A 13750-nucleotide genomic window follows, 5' to 3' on the forward strand; every position below is an offset into this window, starting at 1 on the left:
GTTTTTCCTTGAGTTGTGTTCGACGGGCGGCAATTCTGCCAATACACGAACATTTCAGGGAGAGAGACCATGCTTACCCGCCTTTCGGCGCTGGTGATTTTACTGACCGGCGCCAGCCCGCTTTTTGCCCAACAAGACCCAGCCGCCTGCACCGCCTTGCGCGACACCGTGTTCGCCGCCGGGCATGTCACCACCGCCCGCGTCGTCGAGGCCGAAGGCCTGCCCACCTACTGCGAGGTCCGCGCCACCGCCCTGCCAGCCATCAACATAGAGGTGCGCCTGCCGATGGAGGGCTGGAACGGCAAATTCTATCAGGCGGGCTGCGGCGGGTTTTGCGGCATTCTTGGCCGCGCCGATGCCAGTGGCGGATGGGTCAACGCCATGCGCCCGGGTCTGGAACGCGGCTATGCCACGGCGACCTCTGACAGCGGCCACCACGCGCTCAGCGTCGTGGACGCTGGCTGGGCGCACAACAACCCGCACGCGGAACGCGATTGGGGCTGGCGCTCGATTGGCGAGACAAACCGCGTCGCCCAGATCATGATCGACGCCTTCTATGGCAGCGCCTCGGATCAGGCGATCTTTCAGGGCTGCTCCACCGGCGGGCGCATGGCCCATGTCGCCGCCCAGCGCTATCCCGACATGTTCGACGGCATCATCTCGGGCGCGCCTGCGATGGATTACCCCGGTCTGGTCGCGACCAAAATGGCGTGGCTGGTGCAGGCCAACACCGCCGACGACGGCAGCCAGATCCTTGGCCCGGAAGAGGCAAAGCTGATCGGCGACGCGGTGCTGGAACAGTGCGATGCGGTCGACGGGGCCACGGACGGCGCCATCGCCGACCCGCGTGCCTGCGACGTGACCTACAGCGACCTTGGTCTGAGCAATCAGCAGATGGACACGCTGATGAAATGGCGCGAAGGGCCGCGCAACGCCGCTGGCGAGCAACTGTATCCCGGTGGCATCCCTGAAGGGTCAGAACCCTTCTGGTGGCTTTGGTTGACTGGCAACGGCACGGGCGGCGGAAAGCTGATCCCGGCCTTCGTCAACGGCTTTGGCCGCTACATGGCCTTCCCGGTCGATCCCGGCCCGGAATGGACGCCGATGGACTTCGACTTTGAAAATGACCCCGCGCGGTTGGCCACCATGTCAGCGGTCTACAACGGCGACAGCCCGGACCTGAGCGCATTCCGCGCCGCGGGTGGCAAGATGATCGTCTGGCACGGCTGGGCCGACGCCATCGTCACGCCTTACAAGACCGTCGATTGGTACGAAAAGGCCGCCGCAGAGGCGGGGGGAGAGGACGTCCTGAAAGAAAACGTCGCGCTCTTCATGGTCCCCGGCGTCGATCATTGCGGCATCCTGCCCGGCCCCGACGGCATCAACGCCGACAGCCTTGACCCGATGACGCCTCTTGAGGCTTGGCTGAACGAGGGCACGGCCCCTGCGTCGATCATGGCCCAATGATCTTGGTCCACTGATCTTGTCCCCCTTCCCCGGCGCGCCTAGTGTCCGCCGGGGAAACGAAAGGGGATCACGATGCAGGACACGGACTTGGCACAACGCGGACTGGCTCTGCTGGGCTGCGGCAAGATGGGATCGGCAATGCTGGCCGGATGGCTGGCGCGCGGACTGCCCGCAACTTCGGTCCGGGTGCAGGACCCCTACCCCACTGACTGGCTGACCGCGCAGGGTGTCCACATCAACGAGGGTTTCGGCGACAGCCCGGCCGTTGTCCTGATCGCCGTCAAACCGCAGGTCATGGCAGAGGCGCTGCCCGCGCTTCAGGCCCTGCCCAAGGGTGACACGCTGTTCATATCGGTCGCCGCAGGCATCCCGATGGCCACCTATGAGGCGCATCTGGGCAACGTTCCCATCGTCCGCGCCATGCCCAACACCCCCGCCGCCGTCGGCAAGGGCATCACCGCCATCGTCGGCAACGCGCAGACAACAGAGGCCCATCTGGCACAGGCCGAGGAACTGTTGTCCGCCGTGGGCGAGGTTGTCCGACTGGACTCTGAGGGCCAGATGGATGCCGTCACCGGTGTCAGCGGCTCTGGCCCGGCCTATGTCTTTCACATGATCGAATGTCTGGCCGCCGCGGGTGAGGCAGAGGGGCTGGCCCCCGACCTTGCCATGGCGCTGGCCCGCGCGACCGTCGCAGGTGCAGGCGCATTGGCACAGGAGACAGGCGAAGACCCCGCACAACTGCGCCGCAACGTGACCTCGCCCAATGGCACCACGCAGGCGGGGCTAGAGGTGCTGATGGACGCTGACACCGGCCTTCCGCCGCTGATCCGCGCCACCGTCGGCGCCGCCGCCAACAGATCCAAGGAACTGGCCAATGGCTGACATCAGTTTTGACGATTTCCTGAAGGTCGACATCCGCCTTGGGACGGTCATCCGCGCCGAACCCTTTCCAGAGGCGCGAAAACCGGCGATCAAGCTCTGGATCGATTTCGGACCCGAAATTGGCGAAAAGAAAAGCTCGGCCCAGATCACCGTGCACTACGACCCCGAAACGCTGGTCGGAAAACAGGTCATGGCGGTCGTCAACTTTCCGCCCCGCCAGATCGGCCCGATGAAGTCAGAGGTGCTGGTGCTGGGCGTGTCCGACGACAAGGACGCCATTGTGTTGATCGGCCCGGATCAGGCCGCGCCAAACGGCACGCGGATGCACTGACGCGCCCCCCAACGATCCGTGCCGCGCCATCCGCAGCGCGGCACTGACGCAAGGGTCGCCTTACACCTCTGGCGCCTTGGGGTCCGGCACCAGCGGCGGATGCACATGCGGCGGGTTGAACAGCTTGTCCTGCCGCTTGATCCGACGCGAAATCAGCCGCCCAAACGGCCGCGCCGCAATCAACCCGATGCCGATCGCCAAGGCGATTGCTGTCCAGCTGTACCAGTCCAGTGCAAGGAAAGTGACCAGCAGCACACCCGACACCACACTGAAGACAAGCATGCTGATATACCAAGAAAGACGGTCCATTTTGTGTACCTCCTTTCGTTAGGGAACGCAGGGCACGGGCACAGGTTCCCTTGACCTCGCGGCCCGCTTGGGGTTCCGTCCCTAGCAGGAGGACACGCCATGACCATGCCAGCGATTACCGGCCACGGGGTCTTTACCCCCGAATTGAGCATATCGAACGATGAGCTGATCGCGGCGTTCAATGCCTATGCCGACCGCTGGAATGCCGAAAATGCCGACGCGATTGCGGCCGGCAAGGCAAAGGCCATGACCCACTCCAACGCCGATTTCATCTTTTCCGCCTCCGGCATCGAAAGCCGTTATGTGCTGGACAAAGACGGCGTGCTGGACCCGGCGCGCATGTTCCCGCATTTGGACGCCCGCCCGGATGAGGCCCCCGGCCACATGGCGGAAATGGCAGTCGATGCCTGCACCAAAGCGCTGGACATGGCCGGGCGCGCCGGGGACGAGATCGATCTGGTGATCTGCGCCGCCTCCAACCACGAACGCGCCTACCCTGCCGTCGCCATCGAGATTCAGCAACTGCTGGGCGCGGGCGGCTTTGCCTTTGACATGAACGTCGCCTGTTCGTCGGCCACCTTTGGCATTCAGGCCGCCGCCGACATGATCCGCGCGGGCAGCGTCAAACGCGCGCTGGTCGTCTGCCCCGAGATCTGCTCGGCCCACCTGGAATGGCGCGACCGCGACTGCCACTTTATCTTTGGCGATGTCTGCACCGCCGTCGTGGTGGAAGCGGCGTCAGAGGCCAAGGGCGATCACTGGCTGATCCACTCCACCCGCTGCGCCACGCAGTTTTCCAACAACATCCGCAACAATGACGGCTTCCTGCGCCGCACCCACGACCAGATGGAAGACCGCCGGGACATGCAGTTCATGCAGAACGGGCGCAAGGTCTTCAAAGAGGTGCTGCCGATGGTGTCGGCGCATATCCTTGACCACCTCGACGCCACCGGCTGGCAGGCGGATAACCTGAAACGGCTCTGGCTGCATCAGGCGAACAAGACCATGAACGATTTCATCGGCAAAAAGGTGCTGGGCCGGGTACCGGAAGAGGGCGAACAGCCCAACATCCTGCAGGACTATGCCAACACGTCCTCCGCCGGGTCGATCATCGCTTTTTCAAAACACTCAGGCGACATGCCCAAGGGCGCAAAGGGCGTGATCTGTTCCTTTGGCGCAGGCTATTCGGTGGGATCGGTCTTGGTCGAGCGGGCCTGAGCGGCCTCTTCCGCCGCGTCCTCAGCGTCCATCGCCTCTTCCAGTTCCTCAGCCTCTTCTTCACCGTCGGACAACGCCACCGTCTCGGGCGTGGACCCGCGCGCCGGCATCGTGATCTTAAAGCTGCCCTTCTCATTTTCGGGCACGGCGGCGCGCTGCATGATCCGCCAAAGCGTGTAGATGATCATGACCACATGGGCCGCAATGGTGGTCATGAACAACCCCTGCGACCCGGCCAAGGACATCATCAACCCAGCCACCAGCGGCCCGGCAATGGACCCGATACCAAACACCATCAGCAACCCGCCCGACACCTGAATAGAGGTGCCCTCGGGCGCGTGGTCATTCGCATGGGCCACGATGATCGGATACAACGCATAGATCGCAGCCCCAAAGGCGGCGACCAGTATCAGGTTTGTCATCCGGTCTTGGGGCGCAAGAATGATGAACCCCAGATCCGCCACCAAGGCCAGCGCCGCCGCCCCCACCAGCACCTTGCGTCGGTCCATCCGGTCGCTGAGAAAGCCGATCGGCACCTGTGACGCCGCCCCGGCCAGAATCGGGATAGAGGCGAACAGCGCAATCGTCGTCAACGGCAGCCCGACGCCACCCGCATAGACCGCCGCCAGCGTGCCGAATGACGCGTTGGAAATCCCCACCAGAAAGACCGCCACCACCGCCACCGGAGAGTTGCGCCACAGCAGCGGCAGGTTCAGGTTCACCGAGGTCAGCGGCGCGGGCGTGTGGGAGGTCGACAGCGCCGTCGGCACCAACGCCAGAATGTAGACAATCGCCCCCACCGCAAAGAACATGAACCCGGCGACGCTGCCCAATGCGATCACCATTTGCCCCGCCGTCATCGCGGCAAGGTTCACCATGGTGTAAATGCCAAAGATCGTGCCGCGCGTCTGCGGGCTGGCTCGGTCCGACAGCCAGCTTTCCACGATCATGGCCGCCCCGGCAAAGCAGAACCCCGACACCGCGCGCACCGGAATCCAGAACTCGGCCGAGACCAGCAGCGCCTGCAACAGGATCGACACGGCGGCAAAGGCGCACATCACGCCAAAGGCACGGATATGGCCCACCGACCCCACAATGCGCGGCACAAAATAACAGCCCGCCACATAGCCCACCGCCCAACCGGTGCCCAACAGGCCCAGTGACGTGGCACCAAACCCCTCTTGCGCGCCGCGCAGAGGCAGGATCAGCCCGTGAATACCACCCGCAAACAGCAACAGGGCGGAACCAAACAAAAGGGCGCTGACGGGCAAAAGCTGTCGGATCATGGGGGGCACCGTAATGGATCAGGGCCAGGCTGCAAGGACCGGGATGGTCCGCGTTCAATACAGCCGGGTCGCCGCGTCCCTATCGTGGATCGCCTGCACCTCGTCCAGTGTCTGTTCGGTGTCCACAGCCGCTTTTACCCATTCCGACATCAGGGGCACATCGCCTGTATCCGGCCAAAGATCGGGCGCCCATAGCCGTGACCGCACCGAGGACATTGAACAGTGCATAAAGGCCTGCTCTACCGTGACCACCAACACCAGATCCGGCGACCTGCCGTTGACCGCATGGCGCGCGCACAGATCCGCATCCGCCGCGATCCGCCCGGTGCCAGACACGCGCAGCGTCTCCTTGTTGCCGGGAATGAGAAAAATCAGCCCGAGACCGGGATTGACCAACAGGTTTTCAAAGCTGTCCAGCCGGTGATTGCCCAGCCGGTCAGGGATGATCAGCGTCTGGTCGTCGACCACCTCGACAAATCCCGGCGCATCGCCCTTGGGCGAAATGTCATGCCGCCCGTCCGCCCCCACGGTCGAGACCAGCACATAAGGACACCGCGCGATAAAGGCGCGCCCCACAGCATTGATATGATCCAGATCCTTGCGGCTGGCGTTGCCCGTTCCGCGTGGCAGGATCTCTCGCAGCCGCTCGCGGGTCGTGACTTCGTTCTTCAGGGCCAGTGCCATTGCGGATCTCCCGTTGCGCGCGGTCAGGCTACCCCAATCGCGCCATATCTCAAAACCCAGCCCGGACGATGCGCCGCATCCGCCTGCCTTTTCAAATCCAGTGACCGCGCTCTAACCTCACGACATCCAACCGCCGGAGAAGCCCGATGTTCAGATGTGTCGCCCTGTTCCTGCTCTGGCCGCTGACGCTATCCGCCCAGACGCTGATCCCGCAACAGGTGGCCCCCGGCATCTGGGCGATCGAAGGGCCCGCCACCCAGCGCGACCCCGAAAACCTTGGCAACAATGCCACCTTCGGGCTGATCGACACGGCAGAGGGTGCCGTTCTGGTCGACCCCGGGGGCAGTTGGAACGGCGCCAAGGCGCTGCACGCCGTGGTGCAAACCCTGACCGACAGCCCGGTGGCCTATGTGATCAACACCGGCGGGCAGGATCACCGATGGCTGGGCAACGGCTATTGGCAGGCACAGGGGGCAAGCGTCATAACCTCCGCCGCCGCCCATGCGGACCATCTGAACCGGGCGTCCCTGCAAATGACCGCCCTGAACACGCTGATCGGCGCTGATGCGCTGGCCGGAACGGCCCCCACCAGCCCCGACATCATCTTTGCCGACAAACATACCCTGACCCTTGGCGACACGCGGATCGAAATCATGCTGGTCGGTCCCGCCCATACGCCCGGTGACAGCCTTGTCTGGCTGCCCGACAGCCGCACGCTGTTCACTGGCGACGTGGTTTATGTGGGTCGCGTTCTGGGCGTGATGGCGTTTTCCGACAGCGCTCATTGGCTGGATGCCTTCGCCCGGATAGAGGCGCTGTCCCCCACCCATCTCATCCCCGGCCACGGCCCCGCCACCGATCTGGCAACCGCGCAAAAAGACACCCGCGACTACCTGACCAACCTGCGCGACAAGATGCGCAACCACATCGACGACGGTGGCGACATCATAGACGCGGTCGAGGTGGATCAGTCCGCCTTTTCCTATCTGGATCAGTTCGACGCCCTCGCCCGGCGCAATGCGCAGACCGTTTATGAGCAGATGGAGTGGGAATAGGCTATTCGGCGCGGTCGCCTGTGACCTCTCGCCAGTGCCTGCGGCACAGGCTGACGTAGGTTTCATTGCCACCGATCTGCACCTGTTCCCCGTCAGTCAGCACCGCACCATCCGCGCCCTGACGAATCACCATTGTCGCCTTGCGCCCGCAGTGGCAGATCGTGCGCACCTCACGCATTTCATCCGCCAACGCCAACAGCGCCGCCGAGCCGGGGAACAACTCTCCGCGAAAATCGACCCGCAGCCCGTAGGCCATGACCGGCACCCCCAGATCATCGACCACCCGCGCCAATTGCCAGACCTGATCGCGGGTCAGGAACTGCGCCTCGTCGATAAAGATGCAGGCCACCGGACCGGCGTCCAGCCGCGCCGCGATGCGGGCATAAAGATCCGTCTGCGGATCAAAGATCTCTGCCGGGCGCGACAACCCGATCCGGGAGCCGATCATGCCGTCCCCGGCACGGCTGTCGATTGCCGCCGTCAACAGGTAGGTGTCCATGCCGCGTTCATTGTAGTTGTGCGCTGCCTGCAACAGCAGCGTCGATTTGCCCGCGTTCATGGTCGAGTATTGAAAGTGCAGCTTGGCCATGGCCCGGTGATGCCCGAGGGGCCGAAATTTGGCAAGATCCGCAAAAGACGCGTCCCCACAGGCACAGCGGCACTTTTCCGTTTGAATGCGGCTCGATGCGCCTTGACCCTTGCCAGATTTGCGCATGACATTGCAGAAGCGGGAAATTAGTGTGAATAGCCTTGGGGTGATCCCCGGAACGGATCTCCGGGGAAAAGGGGTCGTCATATGTCTGTTGTTGGACGGTATCTGAAGAAACACATCGAGGCACTCGTCAAAGACGTGGGCATCGAGGCCGCCTGTGAACTCACCGGCAAGTCCAAAGCAACGCTTGGCCGCTATTATTCGGACTACCCCGAACATGCCGACAGGTTCATGCCCGTCGATGCGGTGGCCGCCCTCGAAGAGGCGGCGTCCTATCCGCATGTCACGGCCGCCTTGGCAGAGCTGAAGGGCATCCAGTTGCAATTCGACGACAGCCGCCGCAATTCCAAACCGTCGGGCAATGTCAATTCGGACGTCATCGCTCTGGCGCAGCGCTTTGCCATCCTGATGGGCGAATACAACCAGTCGATCGAGGACGGCGTGATTTCCGCAAATGAGGCCAAGCGCCTGCTCAAGGAAACCGTGGCCATCCAAAAGGTCCTGATCGACATGAAGCTGAACCTTGAGGACGAAACCGCGCACTAAGGCCCCGCCCTGCGCGCCGGGCAGCGTGACACCTCCCCGTCGATCCCGCCCGTCCGCGAGGCCCCCCATGTCAGATCGCCCATACACCACCCTTTCTGCCCGCAAGATCCTTGATCAGATGGCAGCCGCCCCTGACGACGCGCGCAATGCCCTGGCCGAACGTCTGCTCTATCACACCCACGAACGCCCGCTGAACCGCGCCGAACAGCAACTGCTGTTCCTTGGCATGGTCCGTGAGATCGACCTCCCCCTCAACAACCGCCTCAACGCCCGCGCCGCAGCGGCGCACAAGTCGCTGGAACTGGTCGATGCTGACGCCGTGCTGGGCCTGCTGCCCACGCTAGAGTCATCACTCGATGACAGCACCGCCCTGCCCTGGCGCGGCTCTATCCGGCACAACCGCATCCACGTCGGGTTTTCCCTGTCCTATGTGCTGCTGCTGTCCTGCCTCTTCGCCGATCAAACCCGGTTTGACCGCGCCGCGACGCAGATCCTGTCCTTTGCCAGCACCCTGCCGACAGAGGAACTGGGCAGCGGATTTTTCCGCACCTCCGCCAACCTGACCAAATGTCTCGGCCTGATCGCGCTCCGCCAGGCCCGCGCCGGGCAGATCGAACAAACCGCCCGAACCGGCGAGGTGATCCGCGCGGCCCTGCAACTCGCGGTCGAGACCAGAGAGCTGCGCGAATCGTTTTTTCCCCTGTCCCGCAACCTGCCGCGCAAGCGGCTGGACCAAAGCGGCCCGTTGCACGGCGTGAAACGCAGCAACGAGTTCAAGGAAAACATGCGCGCCCACCGCATCCTTGCCTGTGTTCAGGATCTCGGCGACCCGGACACCAGCGCGGCAGACCGGGCCCGAACGGATGCCAAGGCCCTCTCGCTATGCGTCTCGCGCGCCTACCCCGGCGAGTGCGATGCGCAGATCGCGCGCTTCGATGCGCTGTTTCCCCCGCTGTCCGATGACAAGGCGCGATAACCACCGCATCTTTTGCGCCTGCTGCGCCGGGGGCGTGTCTTTCGCCGCACTCTGGTATAGATACGCGGATCAGAACCCATCAGCAGTGGCGGCACGATGACGACAGACCTTCCGCGCAATATCTTTGGCTACTGGCATCAGGGTCGCGATCAGGCTCCCGATGACATCAAGCAGTGCTGGGACCTTTGGGCGCGCATGAACCCCGATTGGGATCTGCGCATCCTCGAATGGGCCGACGTCGCTGACCAGATGAAGGCGAGCGGCGTCACCTATGACACCATGTCCTTCAACGGGATCGCAAATATCGTGCGACTGTCCTGCCTGTCGGCAGAGGGCGGCGTTTGGGTCGATGCCTATACGGTGCCGCTGAAACCTCTGAATGACTGGCTGCTGCCGCTTATGGGGTCCGGTTTCTTCGCCTATCACGACCCGTATCGCCTGCGCATGTCGGAAAACTGGTTCATTGCCGCGCAGCCGGGGTACCCCTTGGTCAGCACATGGCATGACTACATGGTGCGCTACTGGCAAACCGCCCGCCGCCCGATGCGCTCTAAGCACGAGATGGACAACACAACCAAAGGCGCGTTGGCACGCCTCAGCGGCCGGGTGATGGACGCGGTGCAGGGACCAACATCGGCGCGGGGCCGCAAACGCATCTGGCTGCCCAAGAACCCCAACTGGGCCGTCTCCCTCGACGGCGGCGGGCGCTACCCGATCTATCCCTATTTCGCGCTGGCCATGCTGTTCGACCTGATGCTGGCCGATGACCCCAAATTGTTTGAGGCGTGGCGCCAATACCCCAAGATCACGTCATATGACACGCTGCTGCTGCGCCATTGGAAAAAGCGCTACAATGAACTGACGCCGCTCGACATTCGCCAGATGGCTGCGGGCAAGGTGATGCAAAAGCTCAGCCTGCCCACCAAATTGCCCGCGCCCCTGATGCAAACGCTTGTCGATATGGCCGAAGAGGCGATGCCGCGCGGTTAAACGCGCCGCCGCCTGTTCAGACCAACCGCCCCCACAGGTCATATTCGCCGGACTCGTCCACCTCGACGGTCACAATCTGACCGGCCTGCAAATGCCCCGCGCCTTCGTCGATGAACAGATTGCCGTCGATCTCGGGGGCGTCGGCCTTGGTGCGGCAGGTAGCCACGCCGTCCTCATCCACATCATCGACGATCACATCCATGATCTGGCCCAGCTTCGCTTCCAGCTTGGCCTCGGAAATCGCCTGTGCTTTTTCCATGAACCGCGCCCAGCGTTCTGCCTTGACCTCTTCCGGCACATGATCCGGCAGCGCATTGGCCCGTGCGCCGGCGACGTTTTCATATTGAAAACAGCCGACACGATCCAACTGCGCCTCATCCATCCAGTCCAGCAGGGTCTGGAACTCCGCCTCGGTCTCACCGGGGTAGCCGACGATGAACGTCGACCGCAGGGTGATGTCAGGGCAAATCGCGCGCCACGCGGCGATCTCGTCCAGCGTCCGGGACGCCGCCGCAGGCCGCGCCATCCGGCGCAGCGTGTCCGGGTGCGCGTGCTGGAACGGAATATCCAGATAGGGCAGCACCTTGCCATCCGCCATCAGCGGGATCAGCTCACGCACGTAAGGATACGGATAGACATAATGCATGCGCACCCATGCGCCCAACTCGCCCAGATCGCGCGCCAGATCCAGCAGCGGAAACTTGGTCTCGCGGTCTTTCCAGTCGGTGCCATAGGCCGAGGTGTCCTGACTGATGACCAGCAGTTCCTGCACCCCCGCCTCGACCAGCTTTTCCGCCTCGCGCAGCACCGCGCGATGCGGGCGGCTGGACAGCTTGCCGCGCATGTCGGGGATCACGCAGAACTTGCAGGCGTGATTGCAGCCCTCGGAAATCTTGAGATAGCTGAAATGGCGCGGGGTCAGGCTAACACCGCTGGCGGGCAGCAGGTCGATAAACGGGTCCGGGTCCGGCGGCACGGCGGCATGGACCGCGTCCAACACCTGTTCGTACTGGTGCGGCCCGGTGACGGCCAGCACCTTGGGATGCGCGCCGGTGATGTATTCAGGCTCTGCCCCCAGACAGCCGGTGACGATCACCCGGCCGTTTTCGTTCAGCGCCTCGCCAATCGCGTCAAGGCTTTCGGCCTTGGCGCTGTCAAGAAATCCGCAGGTGTTGACGATCACCGCGTCGGCCCCACCATAGTCGGAGGAGATGCCATAGCCCTCGGCCCGCAGGCGGGTCAGGATGCGTTCGCTGTCGACCAGGGCCTTGGGACAGCCAAGGCTGACCATGCCGATGGTCGGCTGACCGGGACGGGCGGACTCTGTCACGCGGGCGCGGGCAAGGTCGGGGCGAAGATCTGGGGGATTCTGTGACATGGCGCCTCATAGCGCGGCAACGGCGGCTGGGGAAGATAGCAGGTGATGGACTGGCGAATGATCGAACAGCACGAAAGCGCCGATGGCGCGGCACGGGTCGCGCTGCAGACCGATGGCAGCGGGCATTATCGCTATGTCTTGTCGACAATCGCAGACGACGCAGGCTGGACGATCACAGAGAAATCCCACCTCTATGGCTGGCGCGGCCCCTGCCTGAACGACGCAAAACGCGCCCTACAATTGCAGGGCGCGTCAGGGGTCGAGTCTTAACGGCAGGTAAAACCGTCTCCGTCACCCATTGATTTTACACAGGCGTGCGGCTGTCCACGCGTGGACAGCCCAATTTCACCGGCGACGATCGCGCCGCGCGCTCATCGGCTGGAACGCGACGCCCACATGGGCCTCACAATAGGGTTTCCCCTGCTGGACGGGCAGACCACAGAACCAGAAATCATCGGTCGCGGGGTCACCAACGGGCCATTTGCAGGTCCGCTCGGTCAGTTCCATCAGCGTCAGCCTCTTGGCCTTTTTCTCGATCTCGCTGACCTTGGCCAGCGCCTCGGGGCTGATCTCATTGGTCGAGGGCTGCGGCGGCAGCGGCTGACCGGCCGGAATGATCGCCTTGCGCGCCGCGCTGATCGCCGGGGTCGTTGCCACGGCGGTGGGCTGCGGCTTGGCCTCCGGGGCCGGATCGGGCTTGTTCGCCGCGGCCGGCTTTGGCGGAGCCTTGGCCTTGGGCTGCGGCTTTGGCTCGGCCGGTTTTGCCTCGGCCTGCGCGGCAGGCGCAGCTCCGGCGCGGTTCGACAGGCCCAGACGGTGCACCTTGCCAATCACCGCGTTGCGCGTCACCCCACCCAGTTCCTTGGCGATCTGGCTGGCCGACTGGCCCTCGGACCACATTTTCTTGAGCAGTTCTACGCGTTCATCGGTCCACGACATCAGGTTACCTCAGCGAAAAAAGCGGCCACGAAGGGGCCGCCTGATGTTTTCTTGGTTGGCCCTATTCTAATCATCGATGCACGAGTTACAAGACGGCGAACAGAACTTGGAGAAACCATGCCCCAGACTTTGAGCTACGAGCCGGGAACTCGCCGATTTGGCCGCGTCAACTGGCTGGGCTTTGCAACCCTGTGCAAGCGTGAGATCCTGCGGTTCACCAACGTCTGGACCCAGACCTTGCTGGCCCCGTTGGTTACGGCCGGGCTATTCCTGATGATCTTTACCATCGCCATCGGCCCGCAGCGCGGCGACGTGATGGGCGTTGCCTTTACGACATTCATTGCGCCGGGCATCCTGATGATGACGGTGATCCAGAACGCCTTTGCCAATACGTCCAGTTCATTGATGATCTCCAAGGTGCAGGGCAATATCGTCGACACCCTGATGCCACCGCTATCAGCGGCGGAGGTCGTGCTGGGCTTTGTTGTGGGCGGCACCGCGCGCGGGACATGCGTCGCCCTCGCCCTCTTGGCGATGTTCTGGGGGGTGCTGGGCATTGTTCCGGCAGCCCCGCTGGTGACGCTGGCCTTTGTGATCCTGGGCTCTGCTTTCATGGCGGCACTGGGACTGATCGCGGCGATCTATTCACAGAAGTTCGACCAGATGGCAGCGATCACCAATTTCATCATCACGCCGCTCGCGTTCCTGTCGGGCACGTTCTACTCGGTCGAGGCACTGCCACGCGGGCTGTATCAGGTCACACATGCCAACCCGGTGTTTTACCTGATCGACGGCGCGCGCTGGGGCGTGATCGGCGTGTCGGATACCCACCCGGCCACAGGCTTTGCGGTTGCGCTTGGGGCGACCATGGCTGCAATTCTTGCGGCATGGTGGCTGTTTCGCAGGGGGACACGGCTCAAATCCTGACAGGTATACCGGACTTGCACGAATCGTTTCGGCGAGGACACTCTAAC

16 protein-coding genes are annotated in these 13750 nt (G+C 63.4%); 10 read left to right on the forward strand and 6 right to left on the reverse strand.

Annotation, left to right across the window (positions count from 1 at the left end; translation table 11 throughout):
- The first annotated feature begins 69 nt into the window (after positions 1-69).
- The 3 genes from ANTHELSMS3_RS03595 (at position 70) to ANTHELSMS3_RS03605 (ending at position 2683) form a co-directional block, all read left to right on the forward strand.
- Entirely contained in the window at positions 70-1467 is a 1398-nt protein-coding gene (locus ANTHELSMS3_RS03595) for a tannase/feruloyl esterase family alpha/beta hydrolase (protein ID WP_094033674.1), read from the forward strand.
- A gap of 72 nt (positions 1468-1539) precedes the next feature.
- On the forward strand, positions 1540-2352 hold the full coding sequence (proC, locus tag ANTHELSMS3_RS03600) for a pyrroline-5-carboxylate reductase (RefSeq protein ID WP_094033675.1): 813 nt from the start codon (positions 1540-1542) through the stop codon (positions 2350-2352).
- A complete protein-coding gene (locus ANTHELSMS3_RS03605) occupies positions 2345-2683 on the forward strand; it encodes a tRNA-binding protein (RefSeq protein ID WP_094033676.1) in 339 nt (112 codons plus the stop codon). The genes proC and ANTHELSMS3_RS03605 overlap by 8 nt, the downstream gene beginning before the upstream one ends.
- A 60-nt stretch (positions 2684-2743) precedes the next feature.
- On the opposite strand, the gene ANTHELSMS3_RS03610 is transcribed toward ANTHELSMS3_RS03605, so the two are convergent.
- Positions 2744-2992 (reverse strand): hypothetical protein, encoded by a 249-nt coding sequence (locus ANTHELSMS3_RS03610; RefSeq protein WP_094033677.1) that lies wholly within the window; start codon positions 2990-2992, stop codon positions 2744-2746.
- A gap of 99 nt (positions 2993-3091) precedes the next feature.
- Between ANTHELSMS3_RS03610 and ANTHELSMS3_RS03615 the strand changes: the two genes are divergently transcribed.
- Complete coding sequence (locus tag ANTHELSMS3_RS03615; protein ID WP_094033678.1) at positions 3092-4210, forward strand: beta-ketoacyl-ACP synthase III; 1119 nt, start codon at positions 3092-3094, stop codon at positions 4208-4210.
- Here the strand turns inward: ANTHELSMS3_RS03615 and ANTHELSMS3_RS03620 are convergent.
- Both ANTHELSMS3_RS03620 and ANTHELSMS3_RS03625 read right to left on the reverse strand, forming a co-directional pair.
- A complete protein-coding gene (locus tag ANTHELSMS3_RS03620) occupies positions 4174-5496 on the reverse strand; it encodes an MFS transporter (RefSeq protein ID WP_094033679.1) in 1323 nt (440 codons plus the stop codon). The two genes, ANTHELSMS3_RS03615 and ANTHELSMS3_RS03620, sit on opposite strands and share 37 nt — an antisense overlap.
- Positions 5497-5550: 54 nt before the next feature.
- Positions 5551-6180 carry an MSMEG_1061 family FMN-dependent PPOX-type flavoprotein gene (locus ANTHELSMS3_RS03625; protein WP_094033680.1) on the reverse strand — a complete coding sequence of 210 codons (630 nt, stop codon included), beginning with the start codon at positions 6178-6180 and terminating at the stop codon, positions 5551-5553.
- A gap of 146 nt (positions 6181-6326) precedes the next feature.
- On the opposite strand from ANTHELSMS3_RS03625, the gene ANTHELSMS3_RS03630 reads away from it, so the two are divergent.
- A complete protein-coding gene (locus ANTHELSMS3_RS03630) occupies positions 6327-7235 on the forward strand; it encodes an MBL fold metallo-hydrolase (protein ID WP_094033681.1) in 909 nt (302 codons plus the stop codon).
- Position 7236: 1 nt separating this feature from the next.
- Here ANTHELSMS3_RS03630 and ANTHELSMS3_RS03635 read toward each other — a convergent pair whose 3' ends face one another.
- Positions 7237-7824, reverse strand: a complete 588-nt coding sequence (locus ANTHELSMS3_RS03635) for a thymidine kinase (protein WP_094036907.1) — start codon at positions 7822-7824, stop codon at positions 7237-7239.
- Between the two features lie 207 nt (positions 7825-8031).
- Between ANTHELSMS3_RS03635 and ANTHELSMS3_RS03640 the strand changes: the two genes are divergently transcribed.
- From ANTHELSMS3_RS03640 to ANTHELSMS3_RS03650, 3 genes are all read left to right on the forward strand, one after another.
- On the forward strand, positions 8032-8493 hold the full coding sequence (locus tag ANTHELSMS3_RS03640; protein WP_094033682.1) for a hypothetical protein: 462 nt from the start codon (positions 8032-8034) through the stop codon (positions 8491-8493).
- Between the two features lie 67 nt (positions 8494-8560).
- Positions 8561-9469, forward strand: coding sequence for a hypothetical protein (locus ANTHELSMS3_RS03645; RefSeq protein WP_094033683.1), 909 nt, complete (start codon positions 8561-8563; stop codon positions 9467-9469).
- 96 nt (positions 9470-9565) lie between these two features.
- Positions 9566-10459, forward strand: coding sequence for a capsular polysaccharide synthesis protein (locus tag ANTHELSMS3_RS03650; protein WP_094033684.1), 894 nt, complete (start codon positions 9566-9568; stop codon positions 10457-10459).
- 16 nt (positions 10460-10475) lie between these two features.
- Here ANTHELSMS3_RS03650 and rimO read toward each other — a convergent pair whose 3' ends face one another.
- Complete coding sequence (gene rimO / locus ANTHELSMS3_RS03655; RefSeq protein ID WP_094033685.1) at positions 10476-11837, reverse strand: 30S ribosomal protein S12 methylthiotransferase RimO; 1362 nt, start codon at positions 11835-11837, stop codon at positions 10476-10478.
- A 45-nt stretch (positions 11838-11882) separates the two neighbouring features.
- Between rimO and ANTHELSMS3_RS03660 the strand changes: the two genes are divergently transcribed.
- Positions 11883-12107 carry a hypothetical protein gene (locus ANTHELSMS3_RS03660; protein ID WP_157733389.1) on the forward strand — a complete coding sequence of 75 codons (225 nt, stop codon included), beginning with the start codon at positions 11883-11885 and terminating at the stop codon, positions 12105-12107.
- A gap of 75 nt (positions 12108-12182) precedes the next feature.
- On the opposite strand, the gene ANTHELSMS3_RS03665 is transcribed toward ANTHELSMS3_RS03660, so the two are convergent.
- Complete coding sequence (locus ANTHELSMS3_RS03665) at positions 12183-12776, reverse strand: GcrA family cell cycle regulator (RefSeq protein WP_094033687.1); 594 nt, start codon at positions 12774-12776, stop codon at positions 12183-12185.
- A gap of 117 nt (positions 12777-12893) precedes the next feature.
- Between ANTHELSMS3_RS03665 and ANTHELSMS3_RS03670 the strand changes: the two genes are divergently transcribed.
- Positions 12894-13703: an ABC transporter permease gene (locus ANTHELSMS3_RS03670; protein ID WP_094033688.1), complete on the forward strand. Its 810-nt coding sequence runs from the start codon at positions 12894-12896 to the stop codon at positions 13701-13703.
- The last annotated feature ends 47 nt before the right edge of the window (positions 13704-13750 follow it).

It is taken from the genome of Antarctobacter heliothermus (assembly GCF_002237555.1).
Taxonomy (GTDB): Bacteria; Pseudomonadota; Alphaproteobacteria; order Rhodobacterales; family Rhodobacteraceae; genus Antarctobacter; species Antarctobacter heliothermus_B.

Excerpts from the sequence above, each read along its gene's own strand:
- ANTHELSMS3_RS03595 (WP_094033674.1), top strand. The coding sequence starts at position 70 with ATGCTTACCCGCCTTTCGGCGCTGGTGATTTTACTGACCGGCGCCAGC.
- proC (WP_094033675.1), top strand. The coding sequence starts at position 1,540 with ATGCAGGACACGGACTTGGCACAACGCGGACTGGCTCTGCTGGGCTGC.
- ANTHELSMS3_RS03605 (WP_094033676.1), top strand. The coding sequence starts at position 2,345 with ATGGCTGACATCAGTTTTGACGATTTCCTGAAGGTCGACATCCGCCTT.
- ANTHELSMS3_RS03610 (WP_094033677.1), bottom strand. The coding sequence starts at position 2,992 with ATGGACCGTCTTTCTTGGTATATCAGCATGCTTGTCTTCAGTGTGGTG.
- ANTHELSMS3_RS03615 (WP_094033678.1), top strand. The coding sequence starts at position 3,092 with ATGACCATGCCAGCGATTACCGGCCACGGGGTCTTTACCCCCGAATTG.
- ANTHELSMS3_RS03620 (WP_094033679.1), bottom strand. The coding sequence starts at position 5,496 with ATGATCCGACAGCTTTTGCCCGTCAGCGCCCTTTTGTTTGGTTCCGCC.
- ANTHELSMS3_RS03625 (WP_094033680.1), bottom strand. The coding sequence starts at position 6,180 with ATGGCACTGGCCCTGAAGAACGAAGTCACGACCCGCGAGCGGCTGCGA.
- ANTHELSMS3_RS03630 (WP_094033681.1), top strand. The coding sequence starts at position 6,327 with ATGTTCAGATGTGTCGCCCTGTTCCTGCTCTGGCCGCTGACGCTATCC.
- ANTHELSMS3_RS03635 (WP_094036907.1), bottom strand. The coding sequence starts at position 7,824 with ATGGCCAAGCTGCACTTTCAATACTCGACCATGAACGCGGGCAAATCG.
- ANTHELSMS3_RS03640 (WP_094033682.1), top strand. The coding sequence starts at position 8,032 with ATGTCTGTTGTTGGACGGTATCTGAAGAAACACATCGAGGCACTCGTC.
- ANTHELSMS3_RS03645 (WP_094033683.1), top strand. The coding sequence starts at position 8,561 with ATGTCAGATCGCCCATACACCACCCTTTCTGCCCGCAAGATCCTTGAT.
- ANTHELSMS3_RS03650 (WP_094033684.1), top strand. The coding sequence starts at position 9,566 with ATGACGACAGACCTTCCGCGCAATATCTTTGGCTACTGGCATCAGGGT.
- rimO (WP_094033685.1), bottom strand. The coding sequence starts at position 11,837 with ATGTCACAGAATCCCCCAGATCTTCGCCCCGACCTTGCCCGCGCCCGC.
- ANTHELSMS3_RS03660 (WP_157733389.1), top strand. The coding sequence starts at position 11,883 with ATGGACTGGCGAATGATCGAACAGCACGAAAGCGCCGATGGCGCGGCA.
- ANTHELSMS3_RS03665 (WP_094033687.1), bottom strand. The coding sequence starts at position 12,776 with ATGTCGTGGACCGATGAACGCGTAGAACTGCTCAAGAAAATGTGGTCC.
- ANTHELSMS3_RS03670 (WP_094033688.1), top strand. The coding sequence starts at position 12,894 with ATGCCCCAGACTTTGAGCTACGAGCCGGGAACTCGCCGATTTGGCCGC.